18 protein-coding genes are annotated in these 17,092 nt (G+C 65.9%); 12 read left to right on the top strand and 6 right to left on the bottom strand.

Translation table 11 applies throughout. The features are described 5' to 3' along the window. Positions 1-74: 74 nt before the first annotated feature. Together ACOJB8_RS39485 and queF are read left to right on the top strand one after the other, a co-directional pair. Positions 75-995 carry a 5'-nucleotidase gene (locus ACOJB8_RS39485; protein WP_368605982.1) on the top strand — a complete coding sequence of 307 codons (921 nt, stop codon included), beginning with the start codon at positions 75-77 and terminating at the stop codon, positions 993-995. Further along, positions 992-1,816: an NADPH-dependent 7-cyano-7-deazaguanine reductase QueF gene (gene queF / locus ACOJB8_RS39480; protein ID WP_475017631.1), complete on the top strand. Its 825-nt coding sequence runs from the start codon at positions 992-994 to the stop codon at positions 1,814-1,816. The genes ACOJB8_RS39485 and queF overlap by 4 nt, the downstream gene beginning before the upstream one ends. A gap of 81 nt (positions 1,817-1,897) precedes the next feature. Here the strand turns inward: queF and mtgA are convergent, their stop codons facing one another. The 5 genes from mtgA to mpl all read right to left on the bottom strand — a co-directional run bounded on the left by mtgA (position 1,898) and on the right by mpl (position 7,750). Next, positions 1,898-2,671 carry a monofunctional biosynthetic peptidoglycan transglycosylase gene (gene mtgA / locus ACOJB8_RS39475; protein ID WP_475017629.1) on the bottom strand — a complete coding sequence of 258 codons (774 nt, stop codon included), beginning with the start codon at positions 2,669-2,671 and terminating at the stop codon, positions 1,898-1,900. Positions 2,672-2,707: 36 nt separating this feature from the next. Next, the gene (aroE, locus tag ACOJB8_RS39470; RefSeq protein WP_342948400.1) at positions 2,708-3,583 is read right to left on the bottom strand and encodes a shikimate dehydrogenase; all 876 of its coding nucleotides are present in this window, start codon (positions 3,581-3,583) and stop codon (positions 2,708-2,710) included. Beyond that, complete coding sequence (locus ACOJB8_RS39465; RefSeq protein ID WP_342948399.1) at positions 3,580-5,706, bottom strand: ribonuclease catalytic domain-containing protein; 2,127 nt, start codon at positions 5,704-5,706, stop codon at positions 3,580-3,582. The genes aroE and ACOJB8_RS39465 overlap by 4 nt, the downstream gene beginning before the upstream one ends. Before the next feature lie 80 nt (positions 5,707-5,786). After that, on the bottom strand, positions 5,787-6,362 hold the full coding sequence (locus ACOJB8_RS39460; RefSeq protein WP_342948398.1) for a YqiA/YcfP family alpha/beta fold hydrolase: 576 nt from the start codon (positions 6,360-6,362) through the stop codon (positions 5,787-5,789). Continuing rightward, on the bottom strand, positions 6,359-7,750 hold the full coding sequence (gene mpl / locus ACOJB8_RS39455) for a UDP-N-acetylmuramate:L-alanyl-gamma-D-glutamyl-meso-diaminopimelate ligase (protein WP_342948397.1): 1,392 nt from the start codon (positions 7,748-7,750) through the stop codon (positions 6,359-6,361). Before mpl ends, ACOJB8_RS39460 begins: the two co-directional genes overlap by 4 nt. A gap of 248 nt (positions 7,751-7,998) precedes the next feature. On the opposite strand from mpl, the gene ACOJB8_RS39450 reads away from it, so the two are divergent. The 10 genes from ACOJB8_RS39450 (at position 7,999) to ACOJB8_RS39405 (ending at position 16,535) form a co-directional block, all read left to right on the top strand. Beyond that, positions 7,999-8,643, top strand: coding sequence for a UDP-N-acetylmuramate--alanine ligase (locus tag ACOJB8_RS39450; RefSeq protein WP_069268523.1), 645 nt, complete (start codon positions 7,999-8,001; stop codon positions 8,641-8,643). A gap of 11 nt (positions 8,644-8,654) precedes the next feature. Next, the gene (locus ACOJB8_RS39445) at positions 8,655-9,221 is read left to right on the top strand and encodes a TlpA family protein disulfide reductase (protein WP_368605978.1); all 567 of its coding nucleotides are present in this window, start codon (positions 8,655-8,657) and stop codon (positions 9,219-9,221) included. A gap of 194 nt (positions 9,222-9,415) precedes the next feature. Beyond that, entirely contained in the window at positions 9,416-9,868 is a 453-nt protein-coding gene (gene aroQ, locus ACOJB8_RS39440) for a type II 3-dehydroquinate dehydratase (RefSeq protein WP_069268521.1), read from the top strand. A gap of 97 nt (positions 9,869-9,965) precedes the next feature. After that, positions 9,966-10,433, top strand: a complete 468-nt coding sequence (gene accB / locus ACOJB8_RS39435) for an acetyl-CoA carboxylase biotin carboxyl carrier protein (protein ID WP_069268520.1) — start codon at positions 9,966-9,968, stop codon at positions 10,431-10,433. 148 nt (positions 10,434-10,581) lie between these two features. Then, positions 10,582-11,949 carry an acetyl-CoA carboxylase biotin carboxylase subunit gene (accC, locus tag ACOJB8_RS39430; protein WP_028214031.1) on the top strand — a complete coding sequence of 456 codons (1,368 nt, stop codon included), beginning with the start codon at positions 10,582-10,584 and terminating at the stop codon, positions 11,947-11,949. A 3-nt stretch (positions 11,950-11,952) separates the two neighbouring features. Then, positions 11,953-12,849, top strand: a complete 897-nt coding sequence (gene prmA / locus ACOJB8_RS39425) for a 50S ribosomal protein L11 methyltransferase (protein ID WP_475017623.1) — start codon at positions 11,953-11,955, stop codon at positions 12,847-12,849. 136 nt (positions 12,850-12,985) lie between these two features. After that, positions 12,986-14,353 carry a zinc-ribbon and DUF3426 domain-containing protein gene (locus ACOJB8_RS39420; RefSeq protein WP_475017621.1) on the top strand — a complete coding sequence of 456 codons (1,368 nt, stop codon included), beginning with the start codon at positions 12,986-12,988 and terminating at the stop codon, positions 14,351-14,353. Positions 14,354-14,459: 106 nt separating this feature from the next. Further along, positions 14,460-14,960 (top strand): thiol peroxidase, encoded by a 501-nt coding sequence (gene tpx / locus ACOJB8_RS39415; RefSeq protein WP_042270386.1) that lies wholly within the window; start codon positions 14,460-14,462, stop codon positions 14,958-14,960. Positions 14,961-15,073: 113 nt separating this feature from the next. Continuing rightward, on the top strand, positions 15,074-16,015 hold the full coding sequence (locus ACOJB8_RS39410; protein ID WP_069268517.1) for a carbohydrate kinase family protein: 942 nt from the start codon (positions 15,074-15,076) through the stop codon (positions 16,013-16,015). A gap of 43 nt (positions 16,016-16,058) precedes the next feature. After that, entirely contained in the window at positions 16,059-16,535 is a 477-nt protein-coding gene (locus ACOJB8_RS39405) for an outer membrane lipoprotein (protein WP_069268516.1), read from the top strand. Between the two features lie 261 nt (positions 16,536-16,796). On the opposite strand, the gene ACOJB8_RS39400 is transcribed toward ACOJB8_RS39405, so the two are convergent. Beyond that, positions 16,797-17,092, bottom strand: a 296-nt coding sequence (locus ACOJB8_RS39400; protein WP_475017617.1) for a histone H1-like repetitive region-containing protein, incomplete at its 5' end; no start/stop codon positions are given.

Below are 17,092 nucleotides of genomic sequence, written 5' to 3'. Positions count from 1 at the left end.
CGCTCGGTTATCCGCACTGGGAAGAGACGCAAAACCCGGCGTATCGGTTGTTCCTCGCGTAACGAGCGGCCATCGTGTCCGTATCGCTTTCCGACAAGCTCGTCGTCGCCATTTCGTCACGTGCGCTCTTCGATTTCGAGGAGGAAAACCACGTATTCGAGGCGGGCGACCTGCGAGCCTACGAGGCGCTCCAGCGCGAGCGCCTGAACGTGCCCGCGCGGCCAGGCGTGGCGTTCGCGCTGATCCGCAAGCTGCTCGCGCTCAATAACGGCGCACATCACGTGGAAGTGGTGATCCTCTCGCGCAGCGATCCCATCAGCGGTCTGCGCGCGTTCAGTTCGTGCCGCGAGCACGGGCTCGACATTCAGCGCGGCGTGTTCACGCGCGGGCGCGAGCCCTGGCATTACCTCAAGCCGCTCAACGCGTCGCTGTTTCTCTCCGCGAATCCGGCCGATGTGAAGAGCGCGCTCGACGCTGGATTCCCCGCTGCACGCGTCTTTCCAGAATCGGCGACAATGGCGGAACGCAACGCGCACGAGATTCGCATTGCCTTCGACGGCGATGCGGTGCTGTTTTCCGACGAAGCCGAGCAGATTTTCCAGAGCAAGGGGCTTTCCGCCTTCGTGAGCCACGAGCGCGACAACCGCGAACTGCCGCTCGCGCAAGGCCCGTTGCAGCCGCTGCTCGCAGCGCTGAACCGTCTGCAGAAGCTCGCCGACGCGAACGCGCAAATGCGCATCCGCACCGCCCTCGTCACCGCACGTTCGGCGCCCGCGCACGAGCGCGCAATCCGTACGCTGATGGCCTGGAACATCGAGATCGACGAAGCGATGTTCCTTGGCGGACTCGACAAAGGCCCGTTCCTGCGCGAGTTCGAACCCGATTTTTTCTTCGACGACCAGATCCGCCATTGCGAATCCGCGCGCTCGGTCACGGCCACCGGGCACGTGGCGAGCGGCGTGACCAATCTCGCAACCGAAGCCAACGCATCATGACTCCCGACCAATCTCCGCTCGGCAAGGCCTCCACCTACACCGAGCAATACGACGCTTCGCTCCTCTTCCCGATCCCGCGCGCGGGCGCGCGCGAGCAGATCGGCATTGGCGCGCAACTGCCCTTCTTCGGCAGCGATATCTGGAACGCCTACGAGCTTTCGTGGCTCAACGCGCGCGGCAAGCCGCAGATCGCGATCGCCACGTTCTTCATTCCCGCCGACTCGCCGAACATCATCGAATCGAAGTCGTTCAAGCTCTATCTGGGCTCGTTCGCGCAAACGCCGTTCGAATCCGCCGAGGTGGTGTGCGAGACGATCAAGCGCGATGTGACGGCGGCCTGCGGCGCGTCGGTATCGGTGCGGCTCGAGCAGCCGGGCGCGTTCGGCAAGATCCCGTTCGAGGAATTCGAAGGGCTCTCGCTCGATCGCCTCGATCTCGATACGGAAATCTATCGCCCGGAGCCGACGCTGCTCAAGGCGGCTTTCGACGAAGCCCCGGTAGAAGAAACGCTGATCTCGAACCTGCTCAAGTCGAACTGCCCGGTGACGGGCCAGCCCGACTGGGGCAGCGTGCAGATCCACTATGTCGGACCGCAGATCGATCAGGCGGGCCTGTTGCGCTACATCATCTCGTACCGCAATCACACGGGCTTTCACGAGCAGTGCGCCGAGCGCATCTTCATGGACATCCTGCGCGAGTGCAAACCGGACCGGCTCGCTGTCTACGCGCGCTACACGCGGCGCGGCGGCCTCGACATCAATCCGTTTCGCACCAACTTCAACATGCCGATGCCGGATAACGCGCGGCTCGCTCGCCAGTAAGCCGAAGAAACGCAGACAATCAAAGGAAAACGCGCCGCAAAGACGGCGCGTTTTTCATTGGCGTGGCGATGCGACGGCGCTTCAATGCGGCAGCTCGGCCGCCCCCATGCGCCGCGCAATCACGGCGGTGCGCTGCGCGAGATAGACCGAGTTGCGATGCTCATCGAAGTACCTGGGACGCGGCAGCATCACCGCGAGCCGCGCCGACTGCCACGGCGTGAGCTTCGCGGCGCTCGTGCGGTAGTAGTAGCGCGCGGCGGCTTGCGCACCGTACACGCCGTTGCCCCACTCCACCGAATTCAGATAGATCTCGAAGATGCGTTCCTTGTCGAGCAGCGTCTGCAGCATCCACGTGATGACGAACTCCTGGCCCTTGCGGATGTAGCTCCGCTCGCGCGAGAGGAACAGGTTGCGCGCGAGCTGCTGCGTGATGGTCGAGCCGCCGCGCACGATATGGCCGCGCTGCTTGTTCCTTTCCCAAGCCTGGAGGATGGCGTCGGTTTCGTAGCCGTTGTTGTTGACGAAGTTCGCGTCCTCGGACGCGATGATCGCGCGCTTGAGGTTGCGCGAGATCTGTTCATACGGGACCCATTCGTGCTGGATCGAGAGACCGGGGCGGTCGGTGGAAAGACGCGCGGCGTCGGTGCGCATGAACGCCGTGGTTTGCGGATCGACGAAGTTCCAGAGCGCGATTTGCGCGAAGTAGAAGAGTTGCGTGGCGATCCACGCAATCGCGCACACCGAGACGACCCAGGTCAGCCAGCGCAGCGCGCCAGGACGTTTGCGCGACTGCGCGCGCCGCCCGCTGCCGCTCGCGACCGCCGCGGCCTGCGCACCGATGGCTTGCCTGCGCATGGCGTCGTCTCCGTTTTGCGCGAGAGGCGCCGGGCGTTACGCGGCCTGCGCGGCGAGCTGCGCGCGCAACGCCGCCAGCACCGGCGCGCCCTCGGGCCGCACGCCGCGCCACACGAAGAACGACTCGGCGGCCTGCTCGACCAGCATGCCGAGGCCGTCGGCCGCGCGCGCGCCGAGTGCCTGCGCGTGGCGCATGAACACGGTGGGCTGCGCGCCGTACATCATGTCGTAGGCGAGCGTACCGGTGCCGAACGCGCGCTCGTCACACTCGGGCAACGCCGCATCGAGGCTGCCCGCCGTCGCGTTCACGATCACGTCGTAAGGCTTGGGATCGACGTCTTGAGGACCGCCACCGTTGAGAATGCAGCCGAACTCGCCCGCCGCGCCTGCGAACTGTTCGATGAGCGCGTGCGCCTTGGGCGCCGTGCGGTTCACGATGGTGATCTCGCGGGGCCGGCGCTCGAGCATCGGCAGCACGACGCCGCGCGCCGCGCCGCCCGCGCCGAGCAGCAGCACGCGCGCGCCTTCGAGCGCAACGCCGAGGTTCACCTCGATGTCGCGCACGAGGCCGAAGCCGTCGGTGTTGTCGCCGAAGATGCCGTCCGCATCGAAGCGCAGCGTGTTCACCGCGCCCGCCGCCGCCGCTCGCGGCGAGAGCTTGTGCGCAAGCGCGTGCGCTTCCAGCTTGAACGGCACGGTCACGTTCAGGCCGCGCCCGCCGGCCGCGTGAAAAGCCTGCACGTGCTGGACGAAGCCGTCGAGCGGCGCGAGCAGGCGGTCGTATTCAACGCGCTCGCCCGTTTGCAGCGCGAACTGCGCGTGGATGTACGGCGACTTGCTGTGCGCCACCGGATTGCCGACTACGGCGTAGCGGTCGGCGTGCACAACAGGCTTCGACTCCCTGACGCTCATTCGCGCGGCTCCGTGGCGTGCTGTTCGCTCGATTGCTCTTCTGCCGCGGGCGCATCGCTTGCCGCCTCGCCGTCGGCGTCGCCCGCTTCTGCGACAGCTTCTGCTTCGCTTTGTGCGGATTCGTCGGCGGCCTCGATCAGCTCTTCGTCTTCGCCCGCATCCTCTTCGGCCTGCTCGCCGCTCGTCACGACGGGCGCATCGAGCACGCGCAGCATGCGCACCGAAGCCTCGATGGTCAGCTCGTCGATCGACAGCACTTCCATCATCAGGCGCGTGCCGCGCGCGTGCACGCCGAGTGCGGGCACGTGCATGAGCAGCGGCACTTCTTCGAAGCGCACCAGGTCGTCCTTCACCACGCTCGCCGGGAACTCGCGGCGCGGCTCGCGCCCCGCTTCACCGCGCATTTCCTGCTGCAACCAGCGCAGGCACCAGAAGTACTCCATGCGGCGCTGATGGTCGGCGTAAGCGGTGTAAGTCTCGTCGAAGCCCTGCACGACGGCGAACAGATCGGCGTCCTTGGGCTTGAACGGCGCGACGAGCTTGGCGGCCACGCCGTGCTCCACACAGGCGAGCAGCTGCCACTGGTTCACGAGGTCCACGTAGCGGCGCAGCGGCGAGGTGCTCCACGCATACTGCGCGACGCCGAGGCCTTCGTGCGGCGCGGCGTTGGTCTGCATGCGCGTGCGCTTGGGGCCGGTCGGCGCGCCGAACGCGCGCTGCGAGCGATAGATGCCCGGCACGCCATGGTCGTGCAGGAAAGCGCCCCACGTGGAGTTCGCGAGAATCGCCAGCTCCGCGACGATCAGGTCGAGCGGCGAGCCGCGGCGGCGCGGCGAGATGGTGACATGCTCGCCTTCCACGTAGAAGTTGAAGTCGGTGTTGCGCTGGACCTCGCGGCGCAGGCCGTAACCGGCGCGCGCCTGCTGGCGCTTCTCGAACAGGGCCTGCGCGAACGGCCACAGCACGGCGATGTCGTCCTTGTGCGGATACTCGCCCGTGCCCGCGGCGAGCGTCGCTTCGGTGACGACTTCGTCGAGCGTGTTGTGACGCAGATTGCTCTTCACGAACACGCGCTCGGCGCGCGTTTCGGTCGCGACGATCTCCTGCGTCTCGCGGTTCACGATGCAGTAGAGCGAAAGCGCCGGGCGCAGACCGCCTTCCTTGAGCGTGAAGGCGTCGACGAAATCGTCGGGCAGCATCGTGATCTTGTCGCCGGGCATATAGACCGTCGAAAGACGCGTACGCGCGATCGTATCCGCCGTGTCGCCGCGCTGGATGCCAAGTGCGGGCGCCGCGATGTGAATGCCGATGCGCACGCGCCCGTCGGCCAGATGCTCGATCGAGAATGCGTCGTCGATTTCGGTCGTGGTGACGTCGTCGATCGAGAACGCCTGCACGTGCTCGGCGGCATCGGGCAGATCCTCGGGCAGCGTGCCCACTTCGACCGGCGGGAAGCCGGTGCCGTGCGGGAAAAAGTCCGCGAGGAAGCGTGCCTCGTGCAGCGCGCGCGGCGAAGCGATGCCGCCGTTTTCGAGCATGAGACGCGGCATCGAAATGCCGCGCGCAGCGGCCGCCGCTTCGAGCGCCTTGTATTCGATCGAGTTCTTGTCCGGCTTCGTGAGGAGTCCGAGCGCCTTACCCTTGAACGCCTCGGGCAGTCCACCCGCCTTCAGCTCCTCCTCGTAGCCGGCCTGCACCAGCGCCTGCTGACGCTTGCGCTCGAGCGAGGCCAGCGCCATCTTGAGCTGCTCTTCGGGCGCGCGCTGATACTGGCCGCGCCCCTTGCGGCGAAAGTACACGGGCGAGCCATGCAGGCGCAGCACGAGCGCGGCGCGCTCGACCGGACCGTAGGTCTCGCCGAAGTACTCGCTCGCAAGCGCCGTGTACGCAAATTCGTCGGCAGGCGCGCATTCCCACAGGAAGTCGAGATCGATCTCCTGGGCGGCGGCGTCCGCCTGCTCCAGCAGTTCGCTCGCAGCCGGCTTCTCGAACTCGATCAGCACGTCTTTTGCGCGCACCTTGGCGCGCCGGCCGCCCGGGAGCTCGACCTGAAATGCATCGCCCTGGCGCGACAGCACGCTGCCGGCCTTGAAACTGCCCGATTCCTCAAAGAAAACGTTCACTCAACACTCTCGTTCAGACTTGCTTCGACCGCCGGCGCGGCGCGCGGGCGGTGCTGTATACATATAGGCGTTCGCACGCATCAAGCGGCGTCGCAGAAACGGATCACTTCGTCGACGTAATCTGCGAACTCGCTGATGCCATGATCGCTGCCTTCGATCAGGTGTGTGGGCACACCCGGATAGTGCGCGAGCATCTCGCGGTAATCGAGCACTTCGTCGCCGGTCGCGGCGATCAGATAGTAGCGCGCGGGTTGCGTCACCGACGTAACGGCCAGCGCGCGCAACTCGTCCAGGTGACGCGGTTCGACGACGATGCTGCCGCCGCCGTGCCAGAGCGGCTGCTCGCCGAGATACTTCGACAGATCGCGGTCAGGCACCACCGCCGGGTTCAGCAGCGCGGCGCGCCAGCCGTGCTTTTCCGCGAGATGCGTGGCGAAATAGCCGCCAAGCGAACTGCCGATGAGCGTGACGCGCTCGCCCGGCTTCCATTGCGCGCCGATTTCCTGCTCGGCGAGCGCAATCGCCTCGCGCGGCGAAACCGGCAGCGTCGGGCACAGCCATTCGCCGCTGCGTCCCAGCTCGGCCATGCGCGCCGCCAGGAGGCGCGCCTTGAACGACTGGGGCGACGAGCGAAAGCCGTGCAGATAGACGATCACGCCGCGCTCCGTGCCGAGAGCGCATCGAGCAGCTTTTGATGCACGCCGCCGAAGCCGCCGTTGCTCATCACGAGCACCTGGTCGCCGGGGCGTGCGGCTGCGACGACCGCCTTCACGAGCGCCTCGATATCGTGGAAAGCGCGGGCCTTCTCGCCGAGCGGCGCAAGCGCACCGGCGAGATCCCAGCCGAGCGCGTCCTTGCCGCTCGGTGCGCCGTAGCCGAACACGAGGTCCGCGTCGGCGAGACTGGCGGGCAGTTGCGCCTTCATCACGCCGAGCTTCATCGTGTTCGAGCGCGGCTCGAGCACGGCGAGGATGCGCGTGTTTTCGTGACCGACGCGCGTGCGCAGGCCGGCGATCGTCGTTTCGATGGCCGTGGGATGGTGCGCGAAATCGTCGTAGACGGTCACACCGTCAATGCTGCCGCGCACTTCCATGCGGCGCTTCACGTTGCGGAACGTGGCGAGCGAGGCCGCGGCCTGAGCAGGCGGCACGCCCACGCTGCGCGCGGCGGCGATCGCCGCGAGCGCGTTCAGGCGGTTGTGTTCACCCTGGATCTGCCAGTCCACCACGCCTGCACGTTCGCTGTTGTGATAGACGGCGAAGCGCTCGTCCACGGCCACGCCGTCTTCCGCCGGCAGCGCCTGCCAGCCGCCATCTACGCCGAAGCGCTCCACGTCGCTCCATACGCCGCGTGTGAGCACGCGTTCGAGCGCGTCCGAACGGCCGTTCGTGACGATGCGGCCAACGCCCGGAATCGTGCGCACGAGATGATGGAACTGCGTTTCGATCGCCGCGAGATCGGGGAAGATGTCGGCGTGATCGAATTCGAGGTTGTTGAGCAGCGCCGTGCGCGGACGGTAATGAACGAACTTCGAGCGCTTGTCGAAGAACGCCGTGTCGTACTCGTCGGCTTCGATCACGAAGAAACTCGAATCGGTCAGGCGCGCCGACACGCCGAAGTTCAGCGGCACGCCGCCGATCAGGAAGCCCGGATTCAGGCCCGCGTCTTCGAGCAGCCACGTGAGCATCGAGCTCGTGGTGGTCTTGCCGTGCGTGCCCGCCACCGCGAGCACCCACTTGTCGCGCAGCACGTGGTCGCCGAGCCACTGCGGACCCGACGTGTACGGCAAGCCGCGATTGAGGATCTCCTCCATCAGCGGGTTGCCGCGCGTGACCACGTTGCCGATCACGTAGAGATCGGGATTGAGTTCGGTCTGGCTCGCGTCGTAACCCTCGATGAGGCGGATGCCCTGCGCTTCGAGCTGGGTGCTCATCGGCGGGTACACGCCGGCGTCGCAGCCGGTCACCGTGTGGCCCGCGCTGCGCGCGAGCACCGCGAGTCCGCCCATGAACGTGCCGCAGATGCCGAGGATATGGATGTGCATAAGCCTGTCGCGCCGCGCGGGCGTCGTGAACGCGTTGATCGGATTGATCAGGTTGAAAAGGACGGAGAAGCTGGAACGTCGGCAGTCCTGCGCCGCCGCAGCAAAGAACGGGTATTGTACCCGAGGCCCTGAGCCCTATTGGCTCGACCTCGGTCCCCGCAGCGACGGAAAATCCCTGCGCACCCGGCAGCGGACGCGGCGCAGTGGCTGCGTGCAGGAGCCAGGGCGATCTCTAGTATCATTAAAAGATGGTTCGCAGATCACATTTCGATCCCCAGCGCGTGCGCGAGGAAATCGCCATCGCGGCAGCAAGGATGATCGCCGAGGACGGCCTCGACTACGCCACCGCCAAACGCAAGGCTGCCCGGCAGGTAGTGGGGGAAACGCGTATCGAAGGCACCTGGTTGCCCGACAACGATCAGATCGAGGAAGAGATCCGCGAATATCAGGCCCTCTTTCAAAGCGACAGCCAGCCTGCGGTGCTGCGCCGCCTGCGCGAGATCGCGCTCGAATGGATGCAGCGGCTCGATGCGTTCAATCCGTTTCTGACCGGTGCGGTGCTCAATGGCACGGCGGGCGAGCACTCCGACATCCATCTGCAGATTTTCTGTGACAACGCGAAGGATGTCGCGATCTGGCTCCTGAATGCGAACGTGCAGTACGACGTGTCGGAGACGCGCCATTTCGCGGCGCGCGGCCTCGTGGAAACTCTCAGCTTCATGTGGCGCCCGTCACGCGCCGAGGAGCCGGTGGGCATCCACGTTGCGCTCTACAATACGGACGACTTGCGCGGCGCCGTGCGCGCCGACGCGCGTGGCAGGCTGCCGCGCGCCAATGCGCAGGCCCTCCAGGCGCTGATCGACGAGAGCGGCGCCACTTCTTCCACAACCTGATAACGGCAGCGATGAATACGAAGCGGATTCTGGCCGGCGTGGCAGTGGCGGCAATCGCCGCAGGCGGCGGCCTACTGGCTGGGCACTGGGCAACGAGCGGCAGCGCCGACGCGGCCGACGCGACCTCGGTAAGCGCGGCGTCGGCGAGCGGCAAGCAGAATGCGCTCACCCAGCTCTGGTCGGCGGCAGTCACGAACCCGGACGGCAAGGCGCAATCGCTCGCCATCTACAAGGGCCGGCCGATCGTGGTCAACTTCTGGGCTTCCTGGTGCGGCCCGTGTGTGGAGGAAATGCCGGAGCTTTCCGCGCTCCAGCGCGAGTACGCGAAGAAGGGAATTCAGTTCGTCGGCGTCGGCGTGGATTCGGCCGCGAACATCAAGACGTTCCTCAAGAAGGTGCCCGTCGATTACCCGATCTACATCGCCGGTTTCGGCGGCGCGGATGTCGCACGCGCATTCGGCAACAGCGCGGGCGGCTTACCTTACACGGTCGTAATCGACGCGAACGGCGCCGTTCGTGCGACAAAATTAGGGCAAATCAAGCCGGACGAGCTTCGGCGCACCCTCGACGCGCTTTGACGCAGCAGATCGTCTGACAAGATCTTAGGCGCTGTATCAGGGATTTTGCCGTGAAAATCCTGCCATTTGACCGGAGATCAACCCAAACCCTCGCCGCACGGCGTAGTCGGGGCCATATCCCTTTATCGGAAAACTAGACAAATTTCTCTAATCGGCGCTAAAGTTCGCGCAATTCCACGGAAAAAGAAGCGACCATGACGCGACTGCTGGTTCTGCACGGCCCCAACCTCAATCTTCTCGGCACCCGGGAACCGGAGGTGTATGGGCGCGTGACGCTGCCGCAGATCGATCAAGCGCTCTCTGACCGTGCAGGGGACGCCGGCGTCGAACTCGCGACCTTCCAGAGCAATCACGAAGGCGCACTGGTCGACCGCATTCAGTCGGCTCGCACCGAGCAGACCGACTTCATCCTGATCAACCCGGCCGCGTATACGCATACGAGCGTGGCGATCCGGGATGCGCTGGCAGGCGTCGGCATCCCGTTCGTCGAGATTCACTTGTCGAACGTGCATCGCCGCGAGTCCTTCCGGCACCATTCGTATTTTTCCGACCAGGCCGAAGGTGTGATTTGCGGCCTCGGCTGGAAGGGTTATCTCTACGCGCTCGAATACGCGCTCGACCGGCTCGCTGCCCGGTCGGCGGCCTGATTCCTGCGTCGGATGACCGTCAATACCTGAACAACAACCCGTGTCGGGACGCGCGCGCCCCGGCACTTCACGTATTCAAAGTAAAAGGGGCTGCACCATGGATCTACGTAAGCTGAAGACTCTGATCGACCTCGTCTCCGAATCGGGCATCTCGGAGCTCGAAGTGACCGAGGGTGAAGGCAAGGTGCGCATCGTGAAGAACGCGCCGCCCGTTTACGTGCAGCCTGGCCCCGCGCAATACGCGGCGCCGGCCATGGGTGCCCCGCTCGCAGCGCCCGCCCATGTGGGCGAAGCTGCCGCTGCGGCTCCCGCCGCGCCCCCCGTGCCGCAAGGCCACGTCGTGACCTCGCCGATGGTGGGCACGTTCTACCGCGCGCCGTCGCCGGGCGCCGACCCGTTCGTCCAGGTTGGCGACACGGTCAAGGAAGGCCAGACGCTTTGCATCATCGAAGCGATGAAGCTGCTCAACGAGATCGAGTCGGACACGGCCGGCGTGGTCAAGGAAATCCTCGTCGAGAACGGTCAGGCAGTCGAATACGGCCAGCCGCTCTACGTGATCGCCTAAGCTTTTCTGCGCGCGGCGGCGGCCTTCTTTTTTGGCCGCCGCCGCGTTTGTCGCGTTTGGCGCCCCATGACGGCGACGCACGCGACCGATCCTCTGAGGCGTACGCACATACGACTTGCGACGCCCTTTGATGAGTCGAATACCCACCATGTTTGAAAAAATCCTCATTGCCAATCGTGGCGAAATCGCGCTCCGCATCCAGCGCGCATGCCGCGAACTCGGCGTCAAGACGGTCGTCGTCTATTCGGAAGCCGATAAGGAAGCCAAGTACGTGAAGCTCGCGGACGAGGCGGTCTGTATCGGCCCGGCGCCTTCGAACCTCTCCTATCTGAACATGCCGGCGCTCATCAGCGCGGCCGAAGTCACCGACGCAGAAGCGATCCACCCCGGTTACGGCTTCCTCTCCGAGAACGCCGATTTCGCCGAGCGTGTCGAGCAGTCGGGCTTCACGTTCATCGGCCCGCGCCCGGAAACGATCCGCATGATGGGCGACAAGGTCACGGCGAAGCAGACCATGATCAAGACCGGCGTGCCCTGCGTGCCGGGCTCGGAAGGCGCGCTGCCCGACGATCCGAAGGAAATCGTGAAGATCGCGCGCGCGATCGGCTACCCCGTCATCATCAAGGCGGCGGGCGGCGGCGGCGGGCGCGGCATGCGCGTCGTGCATACGGAAGCGGCGCTCGTGAACGCGGTCAACATGACCCGCGAGGAAGCCGGCCGTGCGTTCGGCAACCCGCAGGTCTACATGGAGAAGTACCTCGAGAACCCGCGTCACATCGAAATCCAGATTCTCGCGGACTCGTTCAAGAACGCCGTGTGGCTCGGCGAGCGCGACTGCTCCATGCAGCGCCGCCACCAGAAGGTGATCGAGGAAGCGCCGGCGCCGGGCATCGCGCGCCGCCTGCTCGATCGCATCGGCGATCGCTGCGCCGACGCCTGCAAGAAGATGGGCTACCTCGGTGCGGGCACGTTCGAGTTCCTGTATGAAAACGGCGAGTTCTACTTCATCGAGATGAACACGCGCGTGCAGGTCGAGCACCCGGTCACCGAGCTGATCACGGGCATCGACATCGTGCAGGAGCAGATCCGCATTGCTGCGGGCGAAAAGCTCTCGTTCCGCCAGCGCGACATCCAGTTGAAGGGTCACGCGATCGAGTGCCGTATCAACGCGGAAGATCCGTTCAAGTTCACGCCGTCGCCGGGCCGTCTCACGTCGTGGCACATGCCGGGCGGCCCTGGCGTGCGCGTCGACTCGCATGCCTACAATGGCTATTTCGTGCCGCCGAACTATGATTCGATGATCGGCAAGCTGATCACCTACGGCGCCACGCGCGAGCAGGCTATTCAGCGCATGCGCATCGCGCTCTCGGAAATGGTGGTCGAAGGCATCCAGACCAACATCCCGCTGCACCGCGAGCTGATGCTCGATGCGAAGTTCGTCGAGGGCGGCACGAGCATTCACTACCTCGAAAGCCGTCTGGCCGAACGTCAGGCAGTGAAGAAGGACGAAGCGTAATTCATGAGCTACCGGGAACTGATCGTCGAGCTCGAGCGTGACCGCGCGGAAGCACTTTCCGACGCGTTGATCGAGCTTGGCGCCCTCTCGGTGTCGGTGGAAGACGCCGACGCCGACACGCCCGACGAGCAGCCGCTCTTCGGCGAGCCGGGCTTAACGCCCGAGCGCACCGCGTGGCAGCATTCGCGCGTGATTGCGCTGATCGGCGCCGATCAGGATCCCGCCGTGCTGCTCATGGCCGCTTCGAACGAGTTGGGTCTCGCGCAAACGCCGAAGTTCTCGCTGCGCGAAGTCGAGGAGCAGGACTGGGTGCGTCTGACGCAATCGCAGTTCGACCCGATCCAGATCGGCGAGCGCATCTGGGTCGTGCCGTCGTGGCACGATGCCCCGGACCCGAACGCGCTCGTGCTCGAGCTGGACCCGGGCCTCGCGTTCGGCACAGGCAGCCATCCCACCACGCGTCTGTGCATGGAATGGCTCGAACAGCACGTGCAGCCGGGCAATTCGCTGCTCGATTACGGCTGCGGCTCGGGCATCCTCGCGATCCTCGCGAAGAAGTGCGGAGCGAATCCGGTGATCGGCATCGACATCGACCCGCAGGCAGTCGAGTCGGCGCGCCACAACAGCGAGCGCAATCGCGCGGAGGTTACCTACGGCCTGCCCGACGATTGCCCCGCCGGCGAGTTCGACATCGTCGTCGCCAATATTCTGTCGAATCCGCTCAAGCTGATGGCCTCGATGCTCTCGTCGCGCGTGAAACCGGGTGGGCACATCGCACTTTCGGGCATTCTCGCGCGCCAGGCCGAGGAAGTCGCGCAGGTGTACGCGCAGTGGATCGAGATCTCGGTCTGGCGCGAACACGAAGGCTGGGTCTGCCTCGCGGGCACGCGGCGCGCCTAGTCCCTTCCCGTTCCGATCGGGCTCGCACGAGCCTGATCGCGCCCCAAGCGGCAAGACCGAAGTCGTAGACTGCGGTGGATTGCCAGTAGAATGCGGGTATCACCAATCCTCCGGTCTACCCAGATCTTCGGCCCACATGCTTCTGGCAACGCGCTGCCCCTTCTGTGAAACCGTATTCCGCATCCAGCCAACGCAGCTCGCCGTGCGGCGAGGCCTCGTGCGTTGCGGACATTGTCAGGAAGCGTTCGACGCGTCGGGCAGTTTGTACGAGATGCCCGAAGGGGGCGACTTCACGCGCGCGGTGCCCCTTGCAGCCGAAATCGCGGCCAGCCTGACCTCGCCGCCATCGGAGCCCCCTTCGCGCTTTGCCGCGCAGCCCGCTTCGGAACCCGCCTCACAATTCGCATCGCAGTCTGCATCACAAGCCACATCGCAGCAGCCCGATGATCAGGCGTATCAACCCGCAGCAGCAACGCCATCGCAAGAGCCGCCCCCCACGCTGGGCGCCACACCCAGTTTCACGAATCGCACGTGGGACCCGTGGGCGCCGCCGCAGGACAGCCAGCGCGATCCGCGCCTGAAATACGACGCCGACAAACTGCCTGGGGCAAGCGTTGCCCGCGGCGCCTCGCCTGAAATTACGCCCGGAGCCGAGTCGCGGGTCGCCTTCGACGACGAACCGACGCCTGGACGCGCTCCACAAGATGCGCCGCGAGCGCCGGCGGCACCTGCAGCAGAACCGGTACCGCCCCCCCAGCAGCCCGCAGCCGCCGAACCCTTCCCGCCCGCCGCGCGCTGGACGCGCAACGAGCCGAACCTGGGCACGAGCGGCCCGAAAGAGCCGACCTTTTCGGCCAACGAAGCATCGGCTGCGACTCGCATGAACGACCCCGAGCCCGCGCTCGGTCCCCGCACCCGCGAAGCCGCGCCAGAGCCCGCGTTCAGCGCGCTCTCGCCCAACGACGGCGCCTCACCCTTCGCCGTCACCCGCGAAGCGCCCGCCCGCCCGCGCGGTTCGCGCGGCCTCGTCTGGCGCATTCTCGGCACGCTCATCGCCATCCTGCTGTTTGCGCTGCTCGTCGTGCAGCTCGCGTGGTGGCAGCGTGAAACGGTCATGGTCTACTGGCCCGACTCGCAGTCGCTCTATCAGCAGGCGTGCGAGCAGCTTGGCTGCCGCGTGCTGCCGCCGCGCGACATCGACGGTCTGCTGGTCGAGCCGTCCGATCTGCGCCAGGTCGACAACGAGCCGCATCACCTCGAACTGAAGGTGCCGCTGCGCAACCGCTTCAACGTGGCGCTCGCATACCCCGCCATCGAGCTGTCGCTGCTCGACCGGCAGAACAACATCGTCGTGCGGCGCGTGCTGTGGCCGCAGGACTACGTCACGCCCGGCACGTCCATCGAAGCCGGTTTGCCCGCACGCACCACGCAGACCATGATCGTGCGGCTCGACACGGGCGACGTGGTGGCGTCGAACTTCCGCATCGAGATTTTCTACCCCTGATTTTCCGTCTGTACGCGGGTGCACTGGCGTGCCCCGCGCATTTCCCGGCGTCCCGTATCGCGCGGGTGCGCCATTCACCACACCATGCATTCCCGGAGAGCACATCATGAGTCAAGTCACGCTAGGCGGTAACCCGATCGACGTCGCCGGCACGTTCCCGAGCGTCGGCCAGAAGGCCCCGGCGTTCTCGCTCGTCGGCAAGGATCTGAAGCCTGTCTCGCTCGCCGATTTCGCCGGCAAGCGCAAGGTGCTGAACATCGTGCCGAGCCTCGACACGCCGACCTGCGCCACCTCCACGCGCAAATTCAACGAAGCTGCCGCCGGCCTGAGCAACACGGCTGTCGTCGTGATCTCGGGCGACCTGCCGTTCGCCGCCGCGCGCTTCTGCACGACCGAAGGCATCGCCAACGTCGTCACGGCTTCGACCTTCCGCGGCCATGAATTCGCGCAAGCCTATGGCGTGGACGTGACGAGCGGCCCGCTCACCGGTCTGACCGCGCGCGCCGTCGTCGTGCTCGACGAAAACGACAACGTCCTGCACGCCGAGCGCGTGAGCGAAATCAAGAACGAACCGAACTACGACGCCGCACTCGCCGCGCTGAAGTAATCCGGCGGCGGCGCACACGCGCCTCGCGCCTGCGCTTTCAGATCAATGCGCAGGCGACGCGCAGGCCGGTGCGCCGCCCCCTTCCCCTACCACGCCCTACAGGAATTTCCGCCTTGGCTACGCTGATCTGCGGCTCGCTCGCCTACGACAACATCATGACCTTCGAGGGTCGCTTTCGGGAGCACATCCTGCCCGAGCAGGTGCACATCCTGAACGTGAGCTTTCTCGTGCCGACGATGCGCCGCGAGTTCGGCGGCTGTGCCGGCAACATCGCGTACGCGCTCAATCTGCTCGGCGGCGACGCCCGCATCATGGCGACGCTCGGCGCAGCCGACGCGCGCCCGTACCTCGAACGCCTCGACACGCTCGGCCTCTCGAAGGCGCACGTGCGCGTGCTGGAGGATACGTGGTCCGCGCAGGCGATGATCACGACTGACCTCGAGAACAACCAGATCACCGCGTTCCACCCGGGCGCGATGATGCAATCGCATTTGAACCGCGCCGACGAAGCGCCCGGCATCAAGCTCGGCATCGTCGCGCCGGACGGCTTCGACGGCATGGTCCAGCACGTCGAGCAGTTCGCGAAGGCCGGCGTGCCGTTTATCTTCGATCCGGGCCAGGGCCTGCCGCTCTTCGACGGCGCTTCTTTGCGCCGCGCGATTGAACTTGCGACCTACGTAGCGGTCAACGACTACGAAGCCAATCTTGTCAGCCATCGCACCGGCTGGTCGTTCGACGAAATCGCCGGCCATGTCGACGCGCTGATCATCACGCGCGGCGAGCATGGCTCGCAGATCTACCACAGCGGCAAGATCGAGGAAATTCCTCCGGTCAAGGCTGCTCAGGTGCTCGATCCGACCGGCTGCGGCGACGCTTTCCGCGGCGGCCTGCTCTACGGCATCGAGAACGGCCTCGACTGGGCAACCACGGGGCGTCTCGCGAGCCTGATGGGCGCGCTCAAGATCGAGCATCTCGGTCCGCAAAACTATGCGCCTACGCGAGCGCAGATCAACGAACGGTTCAAGGAGGCATTCGGCTACGAACTGCCGAACTGAACGCGGGAGCCGCACACGAACGGCGCCCATTGGAGCTACGGGAATGAAAATAACAAGTCGTCTGATTGTTGCAGCCATGCTCGCGGGGTCGCTCGCGATGTCGGGCTGCGCCTATAACAGCAGTTCCGCCGATGTGTACACGGCCTCGCAGGCGCAGCGGGAGCAATCGGTGCGCATGGCCACGGTCGAAAGCGTGCGCGCGGTGAAGATCAGCTCCAACAACGGCCAGCCTAGCGGCCTTGGCGCGGTCGGTGGCGGCGCGCTCGGCGCGGTCGCCGGCAGCCGGATCGGCGGCGGCACGGGCTCGATCGTCACCGGCATCATCGGCGGCATTGCGGGCGCCGTGGCCGGCAACGCGGTCGAGAACGGCGTGGCCATGCGCGACGGCCTCGAGATCACGGTGCGCCTCGACAACGGCGACTACCGCGCCATCACGCAATCGGCGACCGGCGAAGTGTTCAACGCGGGCGAGCGCGTGCGGCTGCTCTCGAGCGGCGGTGTGACGCGCGTCACCCACTAAAGCTTTCCCCTGTACCGCAGCGGCGCCTCGCGCCGGATGCGGAACCTCAGGCGCATGTGCTCCCCTGTGCATGCGCCTTTTTTCATGCCCGCACGCGGCATGCAGGCGCCCTCACCCCGACTATTACGAACTCCAGACGAAAAAAATCCCGCCGCGGACAACCCAGCGACGGGATTGGGATCGAGCCTGGCGCTCCATGCCGCCCGGCCCGGCCAACGAAGCGCGCGTACGATGCAGCCTGCGCGCTTCGTCTCGGACTGCTTACGGACGGCTGCCGGTCGGGAACGGCCATGCTGCGGCCGGATTCAGGGCAGTCTTGACCGTTGCTGCGGGCGCGGACGGTTGCGCAGCAGGGGCAGCAGGTGCGGCAGCGGCCTTCGCAGGCGCCTTCTTGGCAGCCTTCTTGGCGGCAGCCTTCTTCGCAGGCGCAGCCTTCTTGGCAGCAGCCTTCTTCGCAGGCGCCTTCTTGGCTGCAACCTTCTTCGCAGCGACCTTCTTGGCGGCGGCCTTCTTCGCCGGTGCTGCCTTCTTCGCAGCAACCTTCTTCACGGCGACTT

The sequence above is a fragment of the Paraburkholderia sp. BR10141 genome (assembly GCF_056155635.1).
Note: the sequence above shows the minus strand (reverse complement) of the source record. Positions and strands in the feature narration are given on the sequence as shown.